A 23,602-nucleotide genomic window follows, 5' to 3' on the forward strand; every position below is an offset into this window, starting at 1 on the left:
TTAACCGCAGAGGGCGCAGAGGGCGCGGAGGAGGGAGAAGAGAGATCGCCCTACGGATTTGCTCCGATCAAATGTGCGGTCGATCGCTTATACTAAAATATCTGGTTGTCAGCTCTTCAATGACGAGAGATGACTAAAGTGGTCACTACAAACTTAATTATGATTATTTAACCGGACTTGATATCATCTTTCAAATAACCGCTAACTACTAACAACTAACTACATAAAACGTTTCTCAAAAATGGAAGCTAAATCTTACAAAGACACCGTAAATCTGCCCAAAACCAAGTTTGATATGCGCGCCAACGCCGTCAAACGGGAACCAGAATTGCAACAATTTTGGGCCGATCAAGAAATCTACGATCGCCTTTCGGAAAATAACCCAGGCGACTTGTTCATCCTGCATGACGGGCCCCCCTACGCCAACGGACAACTCCACATCGGCCACGCCCTCAACAAAATCCTCAAAGACTTTATCAACCGCTACCAAATGCTGCGCGGCAAAAAAGTCCGCTACGTTCCCGGTTGGGATTGTCACGGATTGCCGATCGAACTTAAAGTATTGCAAAACATGAAATCGGACGATCGGCTCAATCTTACCCCGATCGAACTCCGCCGCAAAGCCGCCACCTTCGCGCAGCAAACAATGGAACAGCAGCGCGAATCCTTCCAGCGCTACGGCGTTTGGGGCGACTGGAAACACCCGTATTTAACCATGAAACCCGAATACGAAGCCGCTCAAATCGGCGTTTTCGGTCAAATGGTGCTCAAAGGCTACATCTACCGCGGCTTCAAACCTGTTCACTGGAGCCCCAGCTCGAAAACAGCCCTCGCCGAAGCGGAATTGGAATATCCCGAAGGCCACACGTCGCGCAGCATCTACGTCGGCTTCCATGTGAAAAAATTGTCAAAATCCTTGCAACAGAAGCTCAAACGCTATATGCCGAGCCTCTGGGCGGCGATTTGGACGACTACCCCCTGGACAATTCCGGCAAACTTGGCGATCGCAGTCAATCCCGAATTGACTTATGCGGTGGTGGAACCGCCGGCAAATTCCCACATCGCACAACAATTTATGTTAGTAGCTGTCGATGCGGTCGATCGGCTGTCGGCAACTTTTAACACTCAATTAAAAATACTTGCCACCTTCAAAGGCAAAGAATTAGAAGGTTGCAGCTACAAACACCCGCTGTTCGATCGCGAAAGTCCAATTGTTGCCGGCGGTGACTACATTACTGCTGATTCCGGGACGGGATTGGTGCACACCGCACCGGGGCACGGACAAGAAGACTTTATCGTCGGAAAACGCTGCGGTTTGCCAGTTTTAACACCCGTAGACGAGAACGGAAATTTCACCGCAGAAGCAGGACAGTTTGTAGGTTTAAATGTCCTCGGAAACGGCAATGCCGCAGTCATTGATGCCCTTGCCGAAGCAAATTGTTTGATTAAAGAAGAAAGTTACGCTCACTCTTATCCTTACGATTGGCGCACGAAAAAGCCGACCATTTTTCGGGCGACGGAACAGTGGTTTGCCTCCGTTGAAGGATTTCGAGATGAAGCCTTAAAAGCGATCGCCGAGGTGAATTGGATTCCCGCCCAAGGGGAAAATCGGATTACTGCAATGGTGGGCGATCGATCTGATTGGTGTATTTCTCGCCAGCGGACTTGGGGCGTTCCCATTCCCGTATTCTACGACGAAGAAACCAACGAACCGCTGTTAAATGAAGACACGATCGCCCACGTGCAAGCCCTTTTTGCCGAGAAGGGTTCCGATGCTTGGTGGGAATTGTCGATCGATGAATTGCTGCCGGAATCTTACCGCAATAACGGCCGCACTTACCGCAAGGGAACCGACACGATGGATGTGTGGTTTGACTCGGGTTCTTCCTGGGCCGCAGTTGCCCAAGGTCGATCGGAATTAAACTATCCTGCTGATATCTATTTGGAAGGTTCAGACCAACACCGCGGCTGGTTTCAATCGAGCTTGCTGACCAGTGTAGCAACAAACGGCGTTGCTCCTTACAAAACAGTTTTGACTCACGGTTTTGTGCTGGATGAAAAAGGCCGCAAGATGAGCAAATCTGAAGGCAATGTCGTCGATCCGGCAGCCGTAATTAAGGAATATGGAGCCGATGTTTTGCGGTTGTGGGTGTCTTCGGTAGACTACTCGGCCGACGTGCCTTTGGGCAAAAACATTCTCAAACAGCAATCGGATGTTTACCGCAAAATTCGCAATACAGCTAAGTTTTTGCTGGGCAATTTGCACGACTTCGACCCGGCAAAAGATGCCGTTGCTTACGAGGAATTGCCGGAACTAGACCGCTATATGCTGCATAGAATGGGCGAAGTTTTTGCGGAAGTTCAAGATGCTTTTGAAAGCTTCCAATTTTCCCGATTTTTCCAAACAGTGCAGAATTTCTGCACGGTTGATTTGTCGAATTTTTACTTGGATATTGCCAAAGACAGACTTTACATCAGCGCGACAGATACCCTTCGCCGCCGCAGTTGTCAGACGGTGATTGCAATTGCTGTGGAAAATTTAGCAAGGGCGATCGCACCTGTTTTGTGTCACATGGCCGAGGATATTTGGCAGTACCTTCCCTATCCGACTCCTTACAAGTCGGTGTTTGAAGCCGGCTGGGTGCAACTTGATGCTTCATGGCACAATCCAGAATTGGCTAATCGCTGGCAGTATTTGCGACAAGTACGCGGCGAAGTTAACAAGGTTTTGGAAAAAGCCCGGATGGAAAAGGCGATCGGTTCTTCTTTGGAAGCTAAGGTTTTGCTGTACGTTCCCGATGTTGAGAAAAGAGAGCAATTGCAAGCTTTGAATCCCAGCAGCGAAGAATTGGTGGATTATGTGCGATCGCAAAATTCAGTCATAGAGTTAGCAGCCCAGGAGAAAGCAAAAGCAGCACAAGATCGACAGGAAGAACAAGCGGCAAAAGTTGCCAAAGTGTTGACAGAAAACACAATTTATGTTGAGAGGAAAACGATCGCAGAAAAGGGCGATCGATCTTCTCAGATAGTAGAGTATTCGATCCCGGAACTGCCGGCTTCAGATTCTCAGCCAATCTTAGATCGAGCCACCGAGTTTGTGGCTAATTTGCCTGAATACGCGGGCAAGTTTTTCACAGAATACCAAAAAGCGCTGGTAACACTTGGGCTGTTAGCCTCTGTGTTGATAACGGGCAGAGTAACGCTGGCGATTTTGGATACGATTAATCAGATTCCGATGTTGGGAGGCTTATTGGAAGTCATCGGCCTCTTATTTACAATCTGGTTTGCTTTCCGTCACTTGCTGTTTGCCGCCAACCGTCAACAACTGGCTCAAAAGATTGATTTTATGACAGCAGATGTGGTGGGGCGGACAAGCGGGCTTGTGCTTGCAGAAACACAGGCGATCGTACTCGCACCGCCACTAGAGACAGCGCTTGTGCTTGTAGAAGAAACACAGGCGGCGATCGTACAAACAGCCCCAGTAGAAACGGCGCTTGTAGAAACACCCCAAATCCCGGAAGCAGAATTAGTTGCGATCGAACCCAAACCTGAAATTCCTGCTTCCATAGCTGTAACGCACGATTCTACAATGGCCGGCAAGGGTGTAGATGAACTGCGGTATTTGTTCATTACTTCGGAAGTGGAACTGGTAGAATCGAATGCAATCCTGCAAGAATTGCCGTACAGTTATCAATCTCCTGAGTTGGCGATTGGTGTAGTGAAAGCAGACGGGGAAAAGTGCGATCGCTGCTGGAATTACTCGACTCACGTCAGCGAGTCGATCGAACATCCGCTAATTTGCGAACGCTGCGTTTCAGCAGTAGACCACAAATTCTAACGTAGGCTGCGCTTCGGGAAAAATTATTGAGTTTGTGGTAGCCACATTCAGCCCGAAGCGCACCTTACAATAACTTCATTTACTTATTTCTGATTAAAAAAACGGCAGACGATTTCACCAGGGTTGTTTTGTCCAAACGCCAACACTGTTCCATCTTTCTTAACTGTAGTGCGATCGCGGCAATTGTAGACTTCCAGAGGCTGTTTCACTCCATCAACACTCAGAATTACCCTGTATTCCCAATAGTTTTTCGCACTGCGTTTGATATCGACAATGCAAATCTCGCGCCCTTGATAATTGCGGCATACAGATGCCTTAGCAGGAAGCGCCCAGAAAAAAGATATTAATAGCAAAAAGTAGCAAACACCTTTCATCATTCGCTATCTATTCCACTGCATAACCCGTATACTTCCGCATAAACGGCGGCTGAAATCCCCAAACAATATCGTCTTTTGGAACTCCGGCTATTACTAAATCTTCAGCAATATCATCTTCAGTGGCATTCCATTGAAGCCAAATTTTCCCGCCCTTGATATCTATGTGAATGCTACAGTGATGCACCCTAGTCTGCTTGTCCCAGCCAACATAAAAGATTTGGTAGTGATCTCGTTCTGTATCAAGAATTGTCTCGACTTCAATGTCTCCGTGAGCAGGTTTGCGCTTGCCGTACTCCAGTAACATTTGCTGCACAATTTGCCGATATTTGCTTAATTTTTCCATGACCAACTTACTAAGTCCTATCTTACCTTTTTTGATAACCAACTGGCTCTATTTTTGGAAGCGACTTAGCAATTGGGTCCGCCCTCAAGTGGCGACATCGTAAGATAGCTGAACCATACCAGAACTGTATGTCTGACATCCAGTTAACTGCAAAGCTGTAGTATTTATGGGATTAACAAATAAAGGAATTCCCTCGCCTAAAATAAGCGGATGAACCGAGAGAATCACTTCATTGACAAAGTTTTGATTGAGGAAATCGCGAATCAGCAGAGAACCTCCCACCAACCAAATATTCTTGCCGTCTAGCAAGCGCAAATCATTGACAAAAGTCTCTAAATCTGTTACCACTTCGACATCAGAAGTGCCTTGAAAATCTAGATTTTTCGTAAAAACATAACTCTTTTTTTCCTGGTACGGATACTCGCCAAAAGTTAAAACTTGTTCGTATGTTTTCCGACCCATGAGAACCGTATCGATGCTATCTAAGAATTTACTATAACCGTAATTTTGGTCTGTAAACAGCCAGTCAATATCGCCATTCGATCGGGCAATATAACCGTCCAAACTAGATGCAATGAATAGTACAACTTTACGCATGGCAAAACCCAGGTTTTTGGAATAATTGGGGCGACGATCGCCCCAATTACCTTAATTTTAAATGATTTAGTGTCCTGACGGTAGCTTGAGTTCGATACCCAGCTTTTGAGCGACATCGATCGCCGTATTAGCAAAATCAGTCATGCCTGCAATCGGAATTGCGATCGCAGTACCCGCCGCAATCATCGCAGTCAGGCTTTTCTTTAATCTGGCTTTATTCCATTGGTTTTCCGGTTTCTTAATCTCGGCTTCGACATCTTCAATATCAATAATTATCCCATCGCGGATGTCTTCGGGAAACTGCGTCGCGGTTTCACGCATTGATGAGATTAATTGGAGAATTTCCGCAGTATTGGCATTATTTATTTGCTTGAATTCATTATTGCTAACTTTCGCGTTGTCGCTGCCTATAACACCGGACATCGGGCCATTGAAGTTGTTGGTTTTGGAAGAGTTTTCACTCATAACTTTTGCTTCGGCTGTAATATTAGTAGGTTTGCTAGCGAGTCGTTTAGCGATATCTACAAGGTCGTCATATTCTCTTCCGTATTTTTCATCGCCCATTTGGTTTCTGCGCCGAAGTTCGATCGACTCATACCCATCCAGCAACGGCCGCAAATCCCAACTCTTTTTAAGTTTGCCGATCCGAACCTTAGTCTCGCCCATCTCCTCCAGCCCTAGCAATTCCTCGTAATCCAGCGGATCAGCATCGGGATAACCCGGAACCGGCACCCATTGACTGATTTCCAGATTGACAAAAGATTTGTGGATTTTGGTAAACGTATCGCGAATCATGCTGAGGAAAGAACGCCGCGTCGATTCTCGCCCGCTAACGGCAATAAAGATTTTCTTATCCTCCGGGTCAGATTTGATCCGGGCGATGTTGTACACCTCAGCGCCTTCCCTGTACTCCAGCATAACCCCCGTGCGCCAGTGGGTGCATTTGTGGATTTTCTCGTGCATGAGGACGATGAAGCGCGAGAGGATGCTGTCGGGGAGGATGCGGTAGTGATATTGAAATTCCAGGGTGTCGCCTTCGAGTTTGGTGTTTTCCGGTTGTTCTTTCGGCAAGATGCCGGGGATGAGGAAAGTCGGCGCGGGACAATGGCTGACGGGGAAGCAGAGTTCAAATTCGCCCATCAACCCGGTGAGGCAGTCGTAGCGGCGGCGGGGATATTTATTTGAGTCGAGGATGCGGCTGAGGTCGGCGTAGGTGAGAATGCCTTTGGTTTTGACTTTGAGTTCCTCGTCACTGAGGAGGGCATAGATGCCTTCTGTCACCCAGTGGGGATTGAGGATGTTGGTGGATTGCAGGATCGGGTGTTCGCGGAAGTTGAGGACAATGCCCAGGTTGTGCAGCAGTCCGATCAGTTGGGTTTGGTCGGTTTCTTCCCAGATGTTTTCTTTGGCGCAGATGGTGGCGTATTCACTGATGCTGATGATGTCTTTGTCGAGGTTTTCCAGGCGCTGCTTGACTTGGAACCAGCTTAGCGACAAAAGATCGTAGACTTCTTTGAGTTGGGAGATTTCCGTGTGGATGGCGCTGCGGAGTTCGTCGATGCCGATGCCGCTTTGGCAGGAAGTTTCGAGAATCGCTTTGATGTTGGGATATTTGTCGCGCAAGGCTTTGCGGTTGAGATCCAGGGGTTGTTCGTCGCACTTGTTGCCGACGAGAATGACCGGGGATGCGTCGCCGAAGCTTTCGATCAGTTTCAGCCAGTATTCGAGGCGGTTTTCGTCTTCGCTGGTGCGGCAGTTGCACACGAGGAGGTAGAGGCTGCGTTTGGTAAGGAAAAATTGGTGGGTGGCGTGGTAGATTTCTTGTCCGCCGAAGTCCCAGACGTTGAGTTTGACTGGTTTGGTGTTGACTGTAATTTTCCAGTCTGTGATGTTGAGTCCGTCGGTTTGGGGCTCGTTGGCGTTGTATTTGTTGTGGATGAGGCGGTTAATCAGGCAGGTTTTGCCGACGCTGCCTTGCCCGACGAGGAGGACTTTGGCTTCGTTGAGGGGAAGAACTTCGCCGCTGCGGAGTTGACGCAGGTAGTTGAAGATGGCGGCGGGAGTACCGGGGTCTTTATACTGTTGAGTCGGCCCTAGAATTTCTGGAAAAATTGGTAGGGGATTGCAGCGGAGGTCGAGTGTTTCAAGTTTTGGCAGTGTTTCCAAACATTCAGGAATCTTTTCAATCTGATTGTTTCTGAGGTCAAGCCTTGTCAGATTGGACAGTTTGCCGATGACTTCTGGGATGGATGTAATCTGAGTGTCACTGAGGTCAAGCTGTGTCAGATTGGACAGTTTGCCGATGACTTCTGGGATGGATGTAATCTGATTGTTACTGAGGTAAAGCCCTGTCAAATTCGACAGTTTGCCGATGACTTCTGGGATGGATGTAATCTGATTGTTACTGAGGTTAAGCTGTGTCAGATTCGACAGTTTGCCGATGACTTCTGGGATGGATGTAATCTGATTGCTACTGAGGTAAAGCCCTGTCAAATTCGACAGTTTGCCGATGACTTCTGGGATGGATGTAATCTGATTGTTCCAGAGGTGAAGCTGTGTCAAATTCGACAGTTTGCCGATGACTTCTGGGATGGATGTAATCTGATTGTTCCAGAGGTGAAGCTGTGTCAAATTCGACAGTTTGCCGATGACTTCTGGGATGGATGTAATCTGATTGTTCCAGAGGTGAAGCTGTGTCAGGTTCGACAGTTTGCCGATGACTTCTGGGATGGATGTAATCTGATTTTTACTGAGGTTAAGATGTGTCAGATTTGACAGTTTGCCGATGACTTCTGGGATGGATGTAATCTGATTTTTACTGAGGTTAAGCTCTGTCAGATTCGACAGTTTGCCGATGACTTCTGGGAGGGATGTAATCTGATTGGAAGTGAGGTAAAGCTCTGTCAGATTCGACAGTTTACCGATGACTTCTGGGATGGATGTAATCTGATTGGAACTGAGGTCAAGCTGTGTCAGATTCGACAGTTTGCCGATGACTTCTGGGATGGATGTAATCTGATTGTAACTGAGGTCAAGCTGTGTCAGATTCGACAGTTTGCCGATGACTTCTGGGATGGATGTAATCTGATTGTAACTGAGGTCAAGCTGTGTCAGATTCGACAGCTTGTTGATGACTTCTGGGAGGGATGTAATCTGATTGTTACTGAGGTTAAGATGTGTCAGATTCGACAGTTTGCCGATGACTTCTGGGAGGGATATAATCTGATTGGAACTGAGGTCAAGCTGTGTCAGATTCGACAGTTTGCCGATGACTTCTGGGAGGGATGTAATCTGATTGTCTCTGAGGTCAAGCTGTGTCAGATTCGACAGTTGCCCGATCGCTTCTGGGATAGATGTAATCTGATTGTCTCTGAGGTCAAGCTGTGTCAGATTCGACAGTTGACCGATCGCATCTGGGATGTCTGTTAAACCAATCCTGGTTAAATTTAAACTCTCTAATTGCTTCATTTCCAGCAGCAATTCTGGCATCGTTCCGAATGGATTGCCGCTGAGGTCAATCGAGCGCAAATTCTCCAGCGATCGCAATTCCTCCGGCAGTGTTCTTAATTGATTGGTGATTAGTTTCGGACGGTGTTTACCATCAAACGATTCCCAATCTTCCGTCTTTTTCCCCAAAACCAACGTCTCAAGCTGCGTACACTTGCCAATCTCCCCCGGTAATTCCTCCAAGTCCAGCCCCGCCAAATCCAGTTCGGTCAATTTTTCCTCGGCTGCTTGGTCAATTCGCCGCACTGCTTCCTCTCGCGTCATGCCCTTTGTCTCTCGGTAGGATTCATTTTATTGTGACAGGAATTTTCGCTTGGTGGGGAGTTGACCGCGCGTCACAATCAAAGAAACCGGTTTTTTTTTGTTTCTACACTGTCATGCGTCTTCTGGGAAAAAACCCGGTTTCTGAGCGAGACATCACAACTATAATAAAATAACCGTTCAAAGAGGAAAGCCAATGGTAACGAGCCTGAATGTGGATACGGCACTGCTGCAAGAGGCGATCGAACTTGAGGGAGAAATTGAGTTCGAGACTCTAGTTGAAATCGCCTTGCGCGAATACATTCAACGCCGCAAACAGCCACAGAATCTCGAACTTAGCTTTGGAGAATCTCTCAGTGCATTTCGTGAAAAATATCAACTGCACGAACTCGGTTTAAATCCTGATGAAATTTGGGGAGAAGTTCGCGATCGAACTTTTGCAGGACGCGAGGTCATCTTTGAATGACGCTGCGTTATTTACTCGATACCAACATTATCTCCGAACCTGTTCGTCCTGTTCCGAATGCGAATGTAATGACTAAACTAATTGAGGCAAAATCGACTGTGGCGCCTCGATCGTTTGGCATGAAGTTCTGCTGGGCTGTTATCGAATGCCAGATTCTAAGCGTCGCAGTGCGATCGAAGCTTATCTTCAGGAAGAAGTGAAAGTAAAATTACCGATTTTGCCCTACACCCAAGAAGCGGCTGAGTGGTTCGCTTTCTTAACGAGCAAGACTCATCCCCCTCGGGCTTACACCGTCTTATGCTGATGGGCAAATTGCAGCGATCGCTAAAGTCAATAATCTGATTCTGGTGACACGAAATGTTGCTGATTATGCAAACTTTCAAGACTTGGCAATCGAAAACTGGTTTTCTTAAACTTAATCCATTTAATCATCTGTATGATGAGAAACTATAATGCGATCGATTTCTGCGCGGTGGCGATCGTAATAACGCCAAGCATTCTCTAAATCGCGATCCGACAAACCTGGATAATTCCGAAGTAACTCAGCCTCATCAGCCCCCTGTTGGTGAAGCGAAACCAGTGTCCAAACAGGAATGCGGGTGTTGCGAATCCGGGCATTTCCTCCACAGACTCCAGGCGTACTCTGAATCGCCCTAGCTGAGAGTTTTTCTTGGAATAGCAAATTCTCTTCAGGTGTCAGCGACTCAATGACTTGAATTAAGGAGTCAACCAACTGAATGTTCATAGCTGGTAATTTACGGAATATACAATAGTGCGATCGCTCAAACTATCATAGCAAAATTCCCCAACACCAACCTCTCAAGCGGAGCGCACTTGCCAATCTGTGGCGGCAATTCCTCCAACCCCGCCAAATCCAATTCTGTCTGGCCTTCATCTGCGGCTTTGTCGATTAACTGCAACGACTCCTCTCGCGTCATATCCTTTGTCTTTCGGTAGTCTTCATTTTATTGTGACAGAACCAGATAAACTGGGTTTCCAAGGTCTGCGTGTGATACCTACTTACTTAAACTTTAGCTAATCTAAATATAAACAAATAATAAACCTCAATCTGATGTTTTTTCTCAACAGATGACAAAGGGTGATAAACTGGGGATAGGAAGTTATTTGTCTATGAACCAAATTAAACGTGTTGCCATAGTGGGAGGAACCCACGGAAACGAACTCACAGGAATTTACCTCGTGAAGAAATTCGATCGCGCGCCAGAGTTAATTGGGCGATCGACTTTTGAAACAATCGCCCTGCTAGCCAATCCCAAAGCTTGCGAAATCGGGACACGCTACATCGATATCGACCTCAACCGCTGCTTTAGAAAGCAAGATTTAGAAAATCCCCATCTCTCCAGCTATGAAGCGCAGCGGGCGAAAGAAATCTACCGCCTTTTTAGCTCAAAAAACACTCATCTGCCCAACTTAATTATCGATTTGCACAGCACCACATCCAACATGGGGCTAACATTTATTCTCGCCAGCCATCATCCATTTAACCTGCAACTAGCAGCTTATTTAACCTCTGTGTATCCCCAGCTCAAGGTACTCGCTTCTACAACCAAGAATCATGATAGTCCTTTGCTGCGATCGCTTTCCGAATTAGGCGGTACGCTGGAAGTTGGTGCAGTGCCGCAAGGCGTCTTGGATGCGTCTTTATTTCAGCAAACTGAGCAAGTTGTGTGCCGAATTTTAGACTGCGTAGAAGCCTACAATCAAGGCACAATGCCTGCTGCAAAACATCCCCTGACTATTTATCACACCATTGGGGCGATCGACTATCCCAGAAACGAGAACAGAGAAATTCAGGCAATGATTCATCCTCATCTGCAATCCCGAGATTATGAAGCCCTAAATCCCCGCGATCCGATGTTTTTGACCTTTGATGGTGACTCGGTATTGTATGAAGGTAAATCAACCGTTTATCCAATTTTCATTAACGAGGCCGCTTACTACGAAAAAGGAATTGCCATGTCTTTTACCCAAAAGCAAATAGTCAGTCTTGAGTAGAAATTTAAAACTTAGTCTTGAGAAGTTTCAGGGGACAAAAACTCCTCTTTAGAAGCCGTAGTAAAAGAACGAAATTCCTTCCATATTTCCAAACTGAGAATACAGGTAATCAGCCACACCACACCAGCCGTATAACCAGCAATAACATCGGTAGGCCAGTGAACTCCTAGATAAAGCCGACTCAAACCAATAGCAGCAATTAATACAACTGTCAAGCTGTAAATCCACCAGCGTTGCTTGGGAAAGCGCGCACCCAAGAAATATCCTAGCAAACCGTAAATAACCATGGAAATCATCGCGTGCCCGCTAGGAAAACTGTAAAAGCGAACGTCAACAACGCGCTCCCAAAGTTGAGGTCGATCGCGAGCAAAAAGTTTTTTTAATAGTAAATTTAAACCGAGCGCCCCCCCACCGGTGATCGCAATAGTTGCGGCTTCCGATCGGTGATTGCGCGCTAGCAAAACAATACCCAAGCTCAGACAAATCGCTAGCAGCAACTTCGGCTCGCCCACAAAGGTAAAGCCCAGCATTACTCGATCGCGCAGCGGAGTGTGAAGGCTCCTGAGATATAGTAAAATAGAGGTATCGAAAGCGTAACTTTGTTTTCCCAACACGTCTTCGGCAAGGGTGGAAAATCCCCACATCCCCAAAGCAGCAACAGCAAGCCCGGCCAGCCGAATTATCGAAATGAGCGATCGAATTTTAGAACGCATTTTCTAAGTAATTAAAATTTTAAAATTTCCAACTCAAAATAATACCACAAGTATCGGAAACGAAAACGCCTTACCAATCGTCTAGATTCTTGAGCAACTATATTCTGAACCATTAATTGATTTTTCACTACCCACCTCAGCTTTTACATCCCATCGGCGAATGACTATACTCTCCACCAAATACATTTCTGCAATTTTGTTGACCTTGGGGTTGACAAGTCTTTCTAGCTGTGCTATTAACAGCGGAGTAAGTGCGCCGATCGCCGAAGCCCACACGATCGCCCAGCGTCTCGTCTCGACCGCAGTCGCCCAAAAGCCGAACAACCCGCAATTCGGCCAGCCGATCGACTGTACCCTAGGAAAAGACTGTTTTGTATTGCTGTATTTCGATCGAGAACCCGGCCCCACCGCCGTCGATTTTGGCTGCGGACGCCAAACCTACGACGGCCACGACGGCACAGATTTTGCCATTCCCGACGCCAAAGCAATGGCAAAAGGAGTGCCAGTTATTGCCTCCGCTGCAGGCAAAGTTTTGCGAGCACGAGATGGTGTAGTCGATCGGCGTTTACAAAACGAGACAGAGAAAGCCAACATCGCAGGCACAGAATGTGGCAACGGCATGGTAATCGACCACGGCGGTGGTTGGGAAGCCCAATACTGCCACCTCCGCAAAGGCAGCGTTGCCGTCAAACCGGGTACGCAGGTACAAAAAGGCACAGTTTTGGGCATGGTGGGAAACTCTGGGATGGCATCTTTCCCCCACGTACACGTAACTTTTCGCTATCAAGGCAAACCCGTAGATCCGTTTGTCGGGCCCGACGCGAAGGTAGGCTGCAACATCGCCCGCAATCCTATTTGGGACAAGCCTCTAGACTATATTTCCACAGGTTTAATTAGGGCCGGTTTTGCCAATAAGCCACCCGATATCAACGCTGTTTGGGAAGGACAATTTTCAGAGACTCAACTCCCTGCAAACAGTCCAGCTTTGTTGTTTTGGGTGCAAAGTTACGGAGTGCTCAAGGGCGATCGCGAACAATACAAATTATTTGCCCCCAACGGCACAACCATCGCCGATCAGACCAATGAAATTAAAGCCCCCAGCCGCACTTGGTTGGGTTATGTCGGCAAAAGAAACAGTACAAATTCTCCTCTGACTCCCGGAGTTTGGCGGGCCGAATATCGGTTGACTCGGGGCGATCGAGTTTTGACCGAAGTCAAGCGAGAAGTAGAGTTGCGTTAGTCGCCAAGTTACTCATACCAAATTCCTTTAAAAATGAGCATCAAATATGTTAAAATAACAAAAATATTTTTTCATTTTTGATGGTCAAGTTTTCCTTGCCTCATAATAAAAATGTCATACAGCCAATTCACAAACCTAGAAATGATAGAAACCAACTTTGGCATAACCATTGCTGACAAAGTTGGTATTTTTGCCGATTTACCCGACGCCGAGTATAGCGCTCTTCTCAGCCAAACTCTGCAAGAAAACATTTCTTTAGCTTTAGCAATTAATACCGAAAAAGCTCGCTCAGAATTAATTGTCACACCTATTTTAGTAGAACTTAGAAAGCAGTTTAAGTATCAAATTAGCTTTTTTTCAGGAAAAGAGTTTAATGTAGATTTAGAAAAAGGATTAATGGGTTTCTGTGATTTTATGATTAGTCGTTCTCCCGAACAACTCCTAATCAAAGCCCCCGTTGTCGCCTTAGTAGAAGCTAAAAATGATAATATCCAAGCTGGGCTTCCACAATGTATGGCAGAAATGATTGCCGCTCAAATCTTTAATGAAAGAAGAAACAATAATATTTCCGAAATATATGGAGTAGTCACAACAGGGACTAATTGGAAATTTTTACGGCTTAGTAATCAACTTATGGAAGTTGATTTAAATGATTATTTTATTGATAATATTAGTAAAATAATTGGCATCTTAAAATATTTGATCGATGCAGCTAACCTATGAAACTGGGAGCCAATTTATGAAATTTGCTCAATAGAGATAAATTTAACAATGACTTAACCAGAATTTTTACAAGATCACAAATTATCCGGGACAATCTAGCTTTCATCAGCTTGTTGTCGCCGGCTCGATCACTCCTCCTTCCCCGTCGAGCGCGAGCGTTCGGGAGGGTGGTTTGGATGTGGAAAATTTAGGGCAAATTGTTCCAAGCTTGAGCCACAATGTCGCTCAGCCATAGCCTCTGAGCAAAATCGAGCAGATTGTCGTCCGCGAGTACCTCAGCCTTTAATTCATCCAAAGACTGAGATCGCGATCGAGCTATTTGGATCACACCCGCGATCGCCGACGCCACCAATTCTTCATTCAGTGGCTGCTGTCGCAAAGCAATCATTTCTTGAGGATTCGTAGGAATGGGATAATTCATAGGAGTGCATACCAAAGGGAGTAGATATTCAGCCGTTGCGGGCCAACCGAGAGCAAGAGCGATCGAAAACCTAAAAATCTGAGAACATTGTAAACTTATTTAAAACTCAATAAGTATTCGGGAGTATAGCCTACTTTGCTCCCTTGTCAACTCCCCCATCTTTATTAATTTATTCAGAATTGAGAGCCTAATCATGCAAGAAATTCTTTATCTAGAAGTCCCGACACCGGATACAGCAGCCGTCTGCACTTGGTTGCAGCACGAATTCGATCCCGGAATCGGAGAAAAAATTATTACTGCTGACGGCTTTCGCCTGCTTTCACCAGCCACAACAGCCGAGGTTCTCAAGTCTGGAACTCAAAAGGCCAATCCAAAACCCGCCTTGGCTGACACCAATTCAGGAAACCAAAATTGGCGATCGACAGAACTTTCCACCTTTGTCTGGTCACTGCAACGCACCACTTATTTAAAAGTCTTTCGTCTAGAAGAGGCGCCTGCGGGAGAAAAAAAGTTCCTGGAAAATCTGAATCTTGCTGTGAAAAACAAGTTTCCCGATCGCTACCCGGAACCCCCTGTCATAGACCTCTCCAAACACTCAATTTTTGACGCTCTTGCCCCCTATTACCCCCTGACGGTTAAATACTTCCAAAAAATGCCTCAAGGCGAATACGACCTCAAGCGCGTCTACTGGTGGGAGCAACGTTGGCGCGAAGGCACTCGCAATCCTCAAAAGCCAAAACAAGTAGTGTTTTTGAAGGAAGAGGGAACAGGGAAGAAGGAAGAAGGAAGAGGGAAGAAGGCAGAAGACACGATTTTGGTGTCTGATTCTGGCGATACTTTTTATGACTTAATTTATATTGGCGGGGCCTTGGGAGTGATTCACGCCGCAGTCATGGCGAGATTGGGCTACCGGGTGCTGCTAGTTGAACGAATGCCTTTCGGGCGAATGAATCGCGAGTGGAATATTTCGCGGGATGAAATTCAAAGCTTAATTGATTTGGGTTTATTTACTGCTGCCGAAATCGAAACTTTGATTGCCCGAGAATACAAAGATGGCTACAACAAGTTTTTTGATGCTAACAATCCGCCCGTTGCTCAAGCGCCAGTTCTGCACACACCAAAGGTACTCAATGTAGCTTTGGACGGCGAAAAATTGCTGAATTTAGCGGGAGTTAAGCTAACAGAAGCTGGTGGGGAAATCTGGGACGAAACTGAGTTTCTCAGAGCCGATGTTGAAGCAGAAAAAGTAGTAGTTCAAGGCCGCCACTTGCCGACAAAAGCCGATCGCACTGCATTAGGACGGCTGCTGGTGGATGCAATGGGTTCGGCTTCTCCCATCGCTTGGCAATTGAACGAAGGGCGGACTTTTGACAGCGTTTGTCCGACAGTGGGAGCAGTCATCGACGCAGGATTTGAGCCGGGAGTATGGGATTCCGAGTACGGGGATGTACTCTACACTCACGGGGACATTTCCCGGGGGCGCCAGCTCATCTGGGAGTTGTTTCCCGGCGCCGGCACAGAACTCACAGTTTATCTATTTCACTACCACCAAGTACATCCAGAGAATCCCGGTTCTTTGCTGGAAATGTACGAGGATTTTTTCGCAATTTTGCCGGAATACCGCCGCTGCGATGTCGATAAATTGGTGTGGAAAAAACCGACCTTTGGTTATATTCCGGGGCATTTTAGCAGCAACAGCAGCGATCGCTCCGTGGCGATCGATCGCCTAGTCTCGATCGGCGACGCAGCATCCTTGCAATCTCCTCTCGTTTTCACCGGCTTCGGCTCTCTTGTCCGCAATCTTTTTCGCTTAACAGACCTTTTGGATACAGCATTAAAGCACAATTTGTTGACGGCCAATCACTTAAACCAAATTCGCGCCTACCAGAGCAATGTTTCAGTAACTTGGCTATTTTCTAAAGGCATGATGGTTCCTACCGGGAGCAGTTTGCCGCCTCAAAGAATTAATTCAATTCTCAATACCTTTTTCGGTATTTTGGCAGGACAAAAACTCACCGTAGCCGAAACTTTTATTAAAGACAGAATCGACTGGCTAACTTTCAATCGACTGGCGCTCGAAGCAGCCGGAAAAAACCCTTCTCTCCTCTTGTGGATTTTAGATTTTGTCACCTTGAGGGATATTTGGCGCTGGCTGGGAAGTTACGTGAATTTTACTCTGCTGGCTGTCGCCAGTTTGCTGTTCGGATGGCTTCCCAGCTTCGCTCGCAGGGTACAACCTTGGTTGGAGCCCCGGTATCCGGCTGTTTGGCTGTGGCTGTTGGCTACCAGCTATGCTCTCACCTACGGCCTGGGAAAAACGAGAAAAGAGTTTTGAGTTTTGAGCTGTGACTCAAAACTAGCAACTTCAATTCGCTATCGAAAACTCGGCAATTCAATTTCAGCTAGCGATCGGCGTTTTTTAGAAGCCCGCAGCGGACTGGCAATCAAGCTCAGCCAGTCTGGTTGGGCGACTGCTGTGGGTTTTGCCACACTCGATCGCACTTCTTGAATGCCAAAGGTTTCAACAGAGTTCAAAATTTGAAAAGCCCTGGCCAATTCTTGGGCGTCCACTTTGGTAGCAGTTTCGGGTTCAGGCTCAGCCACCGGCAGTTCAGGTTCCGCAACCGGTTCTGCCAAGTCAGTTGCCGGCTCATCAGGCTGGGAGGTTTCGCTCTTGTGCAATTGAATGCCGGATACTTCGGCTAATTTGTTGAGTTCCAGATTGGCTGGGGCTTCAGGCTCGATCGCATCGACAACAACCGCTACCTCTGGATGCTCTTCGGTTTCGGACCAAGGTTGGACAGGGGAAGCGTTAAAGGCTGGCGGCAGCGGAACTTGAGAGCTTTTGACCGTCGCGAGCAAAGATTCTAATTGTGCGCTGGCGCTATCCTCTGCATTGTCAGGCGACTCGCTCCTCGATGACTTTACCTGCGGCCTGTCCAAACTTCTTTCCAAGGCAGCTTTGAATTGCAGAGTGTGGCGCTGCTGGCGGTGCAAGCGGGCTCGCAATTCCCTGCAAATATTTTCTGTGGCTACTAACTGGTGTAACTGTTCGTTGTAGCGCTGCACAGTAGAGGCACATTCTCGCTCAACAGTCGCTAGCCTGACTTGGCTGGTTGCCAACTGACTTCTTAATTTTTCGACTAAAATTTCTTGACTTTGGAGGGTTTGATGGGAAACTTCCACTTTGCCAAACAGCCGCGTCAATTGTTCTTGAGTATTTTCGAGTTCTGCAGTCCGCTGTTCTAGCAAAGTTTCGCGATTCTGCAATGTTTTTTGGGACTCTTCGAGAGCTGTTTCTAGCTGGGCGATGCGCTGTAAAAGGTCGCGGTTGCATTCGTGCAGCGCTTGCATTAGGGTGACTGGGGTCGATCCTTTGCCCTTGGCCTGTTCGGCATTCCCAAGCATATTTTTTAGATTCTCTGAAATCGGGGGCGAGCCCGCCTCAGTCGGCTGTGTCGGAGATTGCGAATTTTTTGTTTCAGGTATTGTAGGAATTGCATCTACACTGATGGCGTTGGGAAAATCTACTGTTTGCCAGTCTTCTTCTGGCTGTTGGGGAACCGTTGCGGGAGGGTCTGTCGCATCGGGGGCGATCGGCTCAAAACCCCCAGCAGCAGCAAAATCTGAGTGCAATGGTTCGGTATCGGATGGAACAGCAGGGTGCGGTTGGTGCTGATGGGCTCGAAGATCAGCTTCTGACATGGCTTTTTATCCCAATACTCACAGGGTCTCAGATACAGTCTATCCTTAGAGATTCTCCAGAAGGAAGCCCCTAAGTGATAGTTTTTGGCATTTTTCCGATTTTTTGGGACAAGAACCTCTGAATCGAGTGGCGCGATCGAACTATAGCGTTCGGAACAAGTCCGATGGAAGTCGCCACAAGCAAGAAGGAAGAACCAATAAAATCAAGGGTTTGAGCAATTAAGAACGTCCTAACCGTTTTAGCTGTTACGCTATACAACCCGAACTCAAATTAACGTGTAAGATGCGCGCACCAGCAACCTCCGGCTGTGAGTTTTTCGCCGCGAGTCCTATCAAAATGATTTTTCTCAATCTCTAATAGCAGTTTCAAACAATGATGCCACTGTAGACCCCTGATCCAAACCCATACAGAATCAGTTATTCCCAATTCTTTAATTCTTTAATCTAAAATGGTATAACTTACTGTTTCGGCATCCGGGCGATCGCCTAAGCTTTAACAACTGCAAAATGTTTGTCAATGATTGCTGGAACTTCTGCAGGTGCAATGCGACTGTAGCGAGTTTTGTCCGGCATTAAAACTATATTGGGGCCGGCTTTGCACTGTTTGAGACATCCGGTTCCCTGAACTGTCACTTTGTCTTCTAAACCGCGCGCATTCAAAACATTTTCTAAAGCTTTACAGACTCCTCCAGCGCCCCGCTTCAGGCAGTCTGATTTTTGACATACTAATATTTTGGTTTGGGTTTTTGCCGGAGCTTTTACAGTTTGAGCTGCTGTGGCAGAAGTGAATTCGCTTTTGCCGATCGCGCGATTGTCGGATGTCCATACCGCAACAGGCAGATTGGTGGAGTCGAGCAGTTCTGGCGATCGATCGTTTTGACCTTGAGCCAGCTTGAGGCTGCGAGCTTTAAGTTTTATTTTACCGTTTTTCAAGTTGATTTCTTTCTCGCCTACAACTTCAACTTTCAAACCGGGCGTCAAAACAGGTAACAGAAATGACCGCAATTCCTTGCACAGTTTAACAAGATATTCTACTCCCCGAGCATTGCTAATTCGCAAATATTTAAGTTTGCAGCCATCTTCAATAATCAGGCCGAGGATTTCTCCCTCTAAACTGAATTCGGAAACTTGCTTGCCAGACTTATACATTGTTATGACTCCTTTAAATCCGTTACATCCGTTACATCTTGTACACTGAGCTTTGCCGAACTTCCTTCTACCTTGAAGCCTTTTGCCAGCAGCACTCCAGCCATTCCACCAGTTCGTCCCGAGGGGCACTGACTTGCCTCAACACGCTCATTAACTGAGCCGCTTGTTTAGCTGTGTTGACTTTTGCCCGCAAAGGTTGGTCAACCGCACACCAGCAGGGAATTTCTAGTTCTTGCAAGCGTTTGTAAACTTGCCACCTATCTAGCCAACTAACTTGCACAATGTCACAAACTTCTAATTCTGGATCTGCTGGATTCATTTTTTAACAACAGTAATAATTTGCATTAATTTTTACCCTGAATGGTAGCGGGTAGAACTTAAAAGCCAGATTTCAGCAGAACATCAAAGATGATCGAAAGCCCTTCCTGAAAAATTCTGCCTTTTGCCCTCTGCCTTCTGCCTTCAGAAGGTTCGCCCCACTTTCAGGAAGCGTTCAGAACTAGGATCTTGTTCAAGCATAACCCAACTGCTAATAATTCTCAATAGGTTTACAAAAAAAATTTCCTACTCTATAAAATCTTCTACTATCGAGGCAGACGCTGCTTGACTGGTAGATTTACGGTGCTAGACTGACTCTATTGGCAACAAAACTGCCTATTGAGAGGAGAACACACATGGCTGAGACTCAGAGTGCATTGAGACCGTTTGGACACATAGCCGAAAACCCAGTTCTACTGGAACATTCAGTCACAGCACCGATTTGTGAAGGGATGAACGCGCTGCTGGCCAGTTTCCAGGCTCTATACCTGCAATATCAAAAACATCATTTTGTGGTGGAAGGGGCAGAATTTTACTCCTTGCACAAATTCTTTGAAGAAAGCTACGGAGAAGCTCAAGATAGCGTCCACGAGTTGGGCGAACGGTTAAACGGGTTGGGCGGCATACCGGCAGCTAGCTTTAGCAAGTTAGCCGAGCTGTGCTGTTTTGAGCCGGAAGCCGACGGCGTATATTCCTGCCGCCAAATGCTAGAACACGATTTAATTGCGGAGCAAGCTATCCTCGGTTTGCTGCGGCGTCAAGCAGGACAAGCAGAAAGTTTGGGCGATCGAGCTACGCGCTACCTCTACGAAAAAATCCTGCTAAAAACAGAAGAGCGGGCTTATCACATTTCTCACTTCCTCGCCCCCGATACCTTAGTGCAGTTGAACTTGAACTAACAATTCTTCTTCTTCCTCTTCCTTCGCGCCTTCGCGGTTCGTTATCTTAGATCAAAAAAAAAGCGAGCAGTTTTGTGACTGCCCGCTTTTTTATACAAAGTGCGCTTTTCCCCAGGGAATTAAGGCGCTAAAGCATTGCCGCGCAACAAGCTACCAATGGTTTTCGCAGTAATCTTCATTTGCACGAAAGGATTGGCCGGTACTACTGTTTTATACAAGTAGCTATCGAATGTGAGCTTCTGCACATCGCGATCGGCACACATTTCCACAAAAGCTTCGCGGGTAGCGTCGGAACGGTAGAACACGCGCTGCAAAATGTCGAGAACTTTGTAAGTAATGCCGTAGGCTTTATCCCACCGCTTCAGGTAAATCTTAATTTCCTCTTCAGTCGGAATGCGCGCGCCTTTATTGGAAATCTCCACAATAGTTTCGGCGCACATCCGGCCAGACTTGGCGGCAAAATAGATACCTTCGCCGGAAGACTTGGTAACGTAGCCGGCGGCGTCGCCTACGAGAGCAACTCGGCCGACAACCCGGCGGGGACGCGGATGTTCCGGAATTGGGTGAGCTTCCACTTTAATAATCTCACCGCCCATCAGTTTTTTGGCAGCGCGGGCGCGAACGCCTGCTTGCAGCTTTTTGATGCTGGCTTGATTGACTTTCATCGTGCCGGTACCGACGGCTACGTGGTCGTATTTGGGGAACACCCAAGCGTAGAAGTCGGTAGATACGTCGTCGCCGACGTACATTTCGGCTAAGTCTTCGTAGTAAGCCATTTTATCTTCTGGCAGGCGGATGCGCTCTTGGAAGGCGATCGCATAATTGTAGTCGCCAGCGTCGATCGCCTTTGCTACGCGGGAGTTAGCGCCGTCAGCCCCGATTACCAAATCGACTTTCAGAGTTTTCTGAATTCCCATTGCGCTGCCGTCGGAGTGGTCGGCATAGTGGAGAGTGTAGGGGTCTGTATTGTTGCCGGGAATTTCTAATTTGTGAACGGTGCCGTTAATCAGTTTTGCACCCAACGAAGCGGCGCGATCGCGCATGAAGCCATCGAGCACTTCGCGGCGGCACATACCGATGTATTCGTGTGCGTTTTCAATATTGATGTCCACCTCGACGTTGGAGGGGGAGATCATTTTCATTTTTCTGACTTGGCGGTCAATAATACTTTGCGGCAAATCAAATTCGCTGACCATGCACAGGGGAATCGCCCCACCGCAGGGTTTGGCGTTGTCTAATTTACGCTCGAATAGGTATGTTTCGATTCCTGCTTTTACCAATGTTTCGGCGGCGGAAGAACCCGCAGGGCCTGAACCTACTACTGCAACCCTTAGTGTCAAAGCTTTTCTCTCCAGTTTTTTTCTATAGGCATTACTCAGGTGTGATGGTATCACGGACTTTGGATGCGGTGGCGTGAAGCAGGGGAGATTTCAATGAAATGAAACAGAGCTTAACAGTTCGATACGAAAATCGGGTTTCGGGCAGTAGGTGCGATCGAAGATCTTAAATCTTTAACGGCAGATGAACGCGGATGTGCGCTCATGTGCAGTGGTGTGTCCTGGTGTGCGATCGAACATTTTTCCCTATTTTCTAAGAACAGGCTTTCCGGCCTGTTCCACAAAGAATGAATTTTCTGCTTGTGGGGTGGGCTTCTAGCCCGCCCGGACATGAACAGGCTTTCCGGCCTGTTCCACAAAGAGTGCATTTGGTTTTTGTGGGGTGGGCTTCTAGCCCGCCCCTAAGAGGTTAGAACCAGTCCAATAAGTTACATTAAAGTTACTTGCACTTATATCTAAAATTCTTATGCTCGGTAATTTTCAACAAAGCAACCTGCGGATTGAGCTTGAAGCTTCCGAAACAGCGATTAGAGACAGCTTGTTGCGTCCGAGTCAATTGCAGCAGTGGATGTGGCCGCAGCAGTTGTCTAGCGGTTTGCCGGAAGAATTTGCTCAAGGTTTGACCTTTACAAGTTGGCTGGGCCCCGTGGCAGTTCAGCATCACGTTGATATTGCTGAGCACAATTGTCTGCGGCTGTTATTGAGTCAGGGAATTGACGGATTTCACGAGTGGTATTGGGGCGATGGTTGGGTGCAGTCTCGGTTGGAGGGAGTGTCGCTGCTGCCGCTGAATTTGGGGCAAACGGCTAGTTTACTGCGGCTGCGGGAGTTTGTAGCCCGGAAGGGGAAGTAGATAAATGACTCTCCAAAATCCTTAGAACAAAGTCTGGTAGTCCTGCATAGCAACGAAAAATCCTAAACACTTTTAGGGGTCAAGAAGTCTTGTAATCATGGATAAAATACCAGAAGGCCCCACATTATTGGAAAGCTTTTTAGATTAGGAAAGACTCTTTCTTACAACAATAGCGAGATATCCTGTACATCAGGGAGTTCTTGCATCTTTCGATATCCGAAGTTTTGCCCGTATCTTTCCGACAGATTTGTGTCGCTGGCGAGGCAAAACTTTTTTATATGCGACAAAAAAATCTGTATAATAGACGGCACATTGTCTGTCAACTGCTTGGAGGGAATCCGACAAACCTTTAGCACCCATTTCAACTCGACTTCGTATATATAGCCATCCTAAATCATTTGTTAATTTCTTACTCCCTCCCCGCGAGTTCGGGGAGGGTTGGGGTGGGGTAAAAAATTTACGACTCATGTAGGATTGCTATAAACCGCTAGAATTTTTTTGGTTAAGGCATCAATTGGCAGCTCTTTCCACTGCTTGTTCCCCTTATTGTCTACAAACGACTACATTTCATCATGTTGGAGCGTTAGCTTGTCTTGGTTTTTTGACTTTACTTGAACTTTCCGGGGGACTGATGCTAATTGTTGAAAAACACATAGTATAGTATTGGAACCAGCGGGGGGACACCCTCGTGACTTTGACAATCGCAACTCAACATATTTTTTCTAATAAAAGCTGATCTCTCAATTTTTTGTTTCTTCTGAAATCCTTTGATGTCTAGGGTTTTAAACAAACTGCCTGTGACAATATATATATTTAAAGTTTTGCTTAGCGCTGGGGGT

The 23,602-nt window shown here is 46.9% G+C and carries 21 protein-coding genes; 9 read left to right on the forward strand and 12 right to left on the reverse strand.

The window, feature by feature from the left end:
• The first annotated feature begins 241 nt into the window (after positions 1–241).
• Positions 242–3,838 carry an isoleucine--tRNA ligase gene (gene ileS / locus QUA71_RS16160; RefSeq protein WP_333286432.1) on the forward strand — a complete coding sequence of 1,199 codons (3,597 nt, stop codon included), beginning with the start codon at positions 242–244 and terminating at the stop codon, positions 3,836–3,838.
• Between the two features lie 83 nt (positions 3,839–3,921).
• Here ileS and QUA71_RS16165 read toward each other — a convergent pair whose 3' ends face one another.
• The 4 genes from QUA71_RS16165 to QUA71_RS16180 form a co-directional block, all read right to left on the reverse strand.
• A complete protein-coding gene (locus QUA71_RS16165) occupies positions 3,922–4,215 on the reverse strand; it encodes a hypothetical protein (RefSeq protein WP_333286433.1) in 294 nt (97 codons plus the stop codon).
• Between the two features lie 7 nt (positions 4,216–4,222).
• Positions 4,223–4,558 (reverse strand): XisI protein, encoded by a 336-nt coding sequence (locus QUA71_RS16170; RefSeq protein ID WP_333286435.1) that lies wholly within the window; start codon positions 4,556–4,558, stop codon positions 4,223–4,225.
• Between the two features lie 84 nt (positions 4,559–4,642).
• Positions 4,643–5,155 carry a dihydrofolate reductase family protein gene (locus tag QUA71_RS16175; protein ID WP_333286437.1) on the reverse strand — a complete coding sequence of 171 codons (513 nt, stop codon included), beginning with the start codon at positions 5,153–5,155 and terminating at the stop codon, positions 4,643–4,645.
• A 66-nt stretch (positions 5,156–5,221) separates the two neighbouring features.
• Positions 5,222–8,926 (reverse strand): leucine-rich repeat domain-containing protein, encoded by a 3,705-nt coding sequence (locus QUA71_RS16180; protein WP_333286439.1) that lies wholly within the window; start codon positions 8,924–8,926, stop codon positions 5,222–5,224.
• Between the two features lie 193 nt (positions 8,927–9,119).
• On the opposite strand from QUA71_RS16180, the gene QUA71_RS16185 reads away from it, so the two are divergent.
• Both QUA71_RS16185 and QUA71_RS16190 read left to right on the forward strand, forming a co-directional pair.
• The gene (locus QUA71_RS16185) at positions 9,120–9,389 is read left to right on the forward strand and encodes a type II toxin-antitoxin system VapB family antitoxin (RefSeq protein ID WP_242723481.1); all 270 of its coding nucleotides are present in this window, start codon (positions 9,120–9,122) and stop codon (positions 9,387–9,389) included.
• Between the two features lie 145 nt (positions 9,390–9,534).
• Positions 9,535–9,693 carry a hypothetical protein gene (locus QUA71_RS16190; protein WP_333286441.1) on the forward strand — a complete coding sequence of 53 codons (159 nt, stop codon included), beginning with the start codon at positions 9,535–9,537 and terminating at the stop codon, positions 9,691–9,693.
• Between the two features lie 120 nt (positions 9,694–9,813).
• Here the strand turns inward: QUA71_RS16190 and QUA71_RS16195 are convergent, their stop codons facing one another.
• Both QUA71_RS16195 and QUA71_RS16200 read right to left on the reverse strand, forming a co-directional pair.
• Complete coding sequence (locus tag QUA71_RS16195) at positions 9,814–10,134, reverse strand: DUF433 domain-containing protein (RefSeq protein ID WP_333286443.1); 321 nt, start codon at positions 10,132–10,134, stop codon at positions 9,814–9,816.
• A 37-nt stretch (positions 10,135–10,171) separates the two neighbouring features.
• Positions 10,172–10,327 carry a hypothetical protein gene (locus QUA71_RS16200; RefSeq protein WP_333286445.1) on the reverse strand — a complete coding sequence of 52 codons (156 nt, stop codon included), beginning with the start codon at positions 10,325–10,327 and terminating at the stop codon, positions 10,172–10,174.
• A gap of 193 nt (positions 10,328–10,520) precedes the next feature.
• Between QUA71_RS16200 and QUA71_RS16205 the strand changes: the two genes are divergently transcribed.
• Positions 10,521–11,405 carry an aspartoacylase gene (locus QUA71_RS16205; protein ID WP_333286448.1) on the forward strand — a complete coding sequence of 295 codons (885 nt, stop codon included), beginning with the start codon at positions 10,521–10,523 and terminating at the stop codon, positions 11,403–11,405.
• A gap of 11 nt (positions 11,406–11,416) precedes the next feature.
• On the opposite strand, the gene QUA71_RS16210 is transcribed toward QUA71_RS16205, so the two are convergent.
• On the reverse strand, positions 11,417–12,118 hold the full coding sequence (locus QUA71_RS16210; RefSeq protein ID WP_333286450.1) for a phosphatase PAP2 family protein: 702 nt from the start codon (positions 12,116–12,118) through the stop codon (positions 11,417–11,419).
• A gap of 160 nt (positions 12,119–12,278) precedes the next feature.
• Between QUA71_RS16210 and QUA71_RS16215 the strand changes: the two genes are divergently transcribed.
• Together QUA71_RS16215 and QUA71_RS16220 are read left to right on the forward strand one after the other, a co-directional pair.
• Complete coding sequence (locus tag QUA71_RS16215) at positions 12,279–13,358, forward strand: M23 family metallopeptidase (RefSeq protein WP_333286452.1); 1,080 nt, start codon at positions 12,279–12,281, stop codon at positions 13,356–13,358.
• Between the two features lie 141 nt (positions 13,359–13,499).
• Entirely contained in the window at positions 13,500–14,081 is a 582-nt protein-coding gene (locus QUA71_RS16220) for a hypothetical protein (protein ID WP_333286454.1), read from the forward strand.
• 187 nt (positions 14,082–14,268) lie between these two features.
• On the opposite strand, the gene QUA71_RS16225 is transcribed toward QUA71_RS16220, so the two are convergent.
• Positions 14,269–14,502: a hypothetical protein gene (locus tag QUA71_RS16225; protein ID WP_190662685.1), complete on the reverse strand. Its 234-nt coding sequence runs from the start codon at positions 14,500–14,502 to the stop codon at positions 14,269–14,271.
• A 193-nt stretch (positions 14,503–14,695) separates the two neighbouring features.
• On the opposite strand from QUA71_RS16225, the gene QUA71_RS16230 reads away from it, so the two are divergent.
• On the forward strand, positions 14,696–16,837 hold the full coding sequence (locus QUA71_RS16230) for a flavin-dependent dehydrogenase (protein WP_333286456.1): 2,142 nt from the start codon (positions 14,696–14,698) through the stop codon (positions 16,835–16,837).
• Between the two features lie 38 nt (positions 16,838–16,875).
• Here the strand turns inward: QUA71_RS16230 and QUA71_RS16235 are convergent, their stop codons facing one another.
• The 3 genes from QUA71_RS16235 to QUA71_RS16245 all read right to left on the reverse strand — a co-directional run bounded on the left by QUA71_RS16235 (position 16,876) and on the right by QUA71_RS16245 (position 19,675).
• Positions 16,876–18,207, reverse strand: a complete 1,332-nt coding sequence (locus QUA71_RS16235; protein WP_333286458.1) for a hypothetical protein — start codon at positions 18,205–18,207, stop codon at positions 16,876–16,878.
• Between the two features lie 486 nt (positions 18,208–18,693).
• The gene (locus tag QUA71_RS16240; protein WP_190662688.1) at positions 18,694–19,356 is read right to left on the reverse strand and encodes a (2Fe-2S) ferredoxin domain-containing protein; all 663 of its coding nucleotides are present in this window, start codon (positions 19,354–19,356) and stop codon (positions 18,694–18,696) included.
• Positions 19,357–19,423: 67 nt separating this feature from the next.
• Positions 19,424–19,675, reverse strand: coding sequence for an Asr1405/Asl0597 family protein (locus QUA71_RS16245; protein ID WP_006632870.1), 252 nt, complete (start codon positions 19,673–19,675; stop codon positions 19,424–19,426).
• Positions 19,676–20,030: 355 nt separating this feature from the next.
• Here QUA71_RS16245 and QUA71_RS16250 point away from each other — a divergent pair, with 355 nt between their 5' ends.
• Positions 20,031–20,573, forward strand: a complete 543-nt coding sequence (locus QUA71_RS16250) for a Dps family protein (protein WP_006632871.1) — start codon at positions 20,031–20,033, stop codon at positions 20,571–20,573.
• Positions 20,574–20,692: 119 nt separating this feature from the next.
• On the opposite strand, the gene chlP is transcribed toward QUA71_RS16250, so the two are convergent.
• Entirely contained in the window at positions 20,693–21,913 is a 1,221-nt protein-coding gene (gene chlP, locus QUA71_RS16255; protein ID WP_039887052.1) for a geranylgeranyl reductase, read from the reverse strand.
• A gap of 463 nt (positions 21,914–22,376) precedes the next feature.
• Between chlP and QUA71_RS16260 the strand changes: the two genes are divergently transcribed.
• On the forward strand, positions 22,377–22,763 hold the full coding sequence (locus QUA71_RS16260; protein WP_190738401.1) for a hypothetical protein: 387 nt from the start codon (positions 22,377–22,379) through the stop codon (positions 22,761–22,763).
• The last annotated feature ends 839 nt before the right edge of the window (positions 22,764–23,602 follow it).

The sequence above is a fragment of the Microcoleus sp. MON1_C5 genome (assembly GCF_036701875.1).
In the GTDB taxonomy this organism is placed as follows: domain Bacteria; phylum Cyanobacteriota; class Cyanobacteriia; order Cyanobacteriales; family Microcoleaceae; genus Microcoleus.

Bases quoted from the DNA above. Each gene is read 5' to 3' on its own strand.
- ileS (WP_333286432.1), top strand. From the start codon at position 242: ATGGAAGCTAAATCTTACAAAGACACCGTAAATCTGCCCAAAACCAAG.
- QUA71_RS16165 (WP_333286433.1), bottom strand. From the start codon at position 4,215: ATGATGAAAGGTGTTTGCTACTTTTTGCTATTAATATCTTTTTTCTGG.
- QUA71_RS16170 (WP_333286435.1), bottom strand. From the start codon at position 4,558: ATGGAAAAATTAAGCAAATATCGGCAAATTGTGCAGCAAATGTTACTG.
- QUA71_RS16175 (WP_333286437.1), bottom strand. From the start codon at position 5,155: ATGCGTAAAGTTGTACTATTCATTGCATCTAGTTTGGACGGTTATATT.
- QUA71_RS16180 (WP_333286439.1), bottom strand. From the start codon at position 8,926: ATGACGCGAGAGGAAGCAGTGCGGCGAATTGACCAAGCAGCCGAGGAA.
- QUA71_RS16185 (WP_242723481.1), top strand. From the start codon at position 9,120: ATGGTAACGAGCCTGAATGTGGATACGGCACTGCTGCAAGAGGCGATC.
- QUA71_RS16190 (WP_333286441.1), top strand. From the start codon at position 9,535: ATGCCAGATTCTAAGCGTCGCAGTGCGATCGAAGCTTATCTTCAGGAA.
- QUA71_RS16195 (WP_333286443.1), bottom strand. From the start codon at position 10,134: ATGAACATTCAGTTGGTTGACTCCTTAATTCAAGTCATTGAGTCGCTG.
- QUA71_RS16200 (WP_333286445.1), bottom strand. From the start codon at position 10,327: ATGACGCGAGAGGAGTCGTTGCAGTTAATCGACAAAGCCGCAGATGAA.
- QUA71_RS16205 (WP_333286448.1), top strand. From the start codon at position 10,521: ATGAACCAAATTAAACGTGTTGCCATAGTGGGAGGAACCCACGGAAAC.
- QUA71_RS16210 (WP_333286450.1), bottom strand. From the start codon at position 12,118: ATGCGTTCTAAAATTCGATCGCTCATTTCGATAATTCGGCTGGCCGGG.
- QUA71_RS16215 (WP_333286452.1), top strand. From the start codon at position 12,279: ATGACTATACTCTCCACCAAATACATTTCTGCAATTTTGTTGACCTTG.
- QUA71_RS16220 (WP_333286454.1), top strand. From the start codon at position 13,500: ATGATAGAAACCAACTTTGGCATAACCATTGCTGACAAAGTTGGTATT.
- QUA71_RS16225 (WP_190662685.1), bottom strand. From the start codon at position 14,502: ATGAATTATCCCATTCCTACGAATCCTCAAGAAATGATTGCTTTGCGA.
- QUA71_RS16230 (WP_333286456.1), top strand. From the start codon at position 14,696: ATGCAAGAAATTCTTTATCTAGAAGTCCCGACACCGGATACAGCAGCC.
- QUA71_RS16235 (WP_333286458.1), bottom strand. From the start codon at position 18,207: ATGTCAGAAGCTGATCTTCGAGCCCATCAGCACCAACCGCACCCTGCT.
- QUA71_RS16240 (WP_190662688.1), bottom strand. From the start codon at position 19,356: ATGTATAAGTCTGGCAAGCAAGTTTCCGAATTCAGTTTAGAGGGAGAA.
- QUA71_RS16245 (WP_006632870.1), bottom strand. From the start codon at position 19,675: ATGAATCCAGCAGATCCAGAATTAGAAGTTTGTGACATTGTGCAAGTT.
- QUA71_RS16250 (WP_006632871.1), top strand. From the start codon at position 20,031: ATGGCTGAGACTCAGAGTGCATTGAGACCGTTTGGACACATAGCCGAA.
- QUA71_RS16260 (WP_190738401.1), top strand. From the start codon at position 22,377: ATGCTCGGTAATTTTCAACAAAGCAACCTGCGGATTGAGCTTGAAGCT.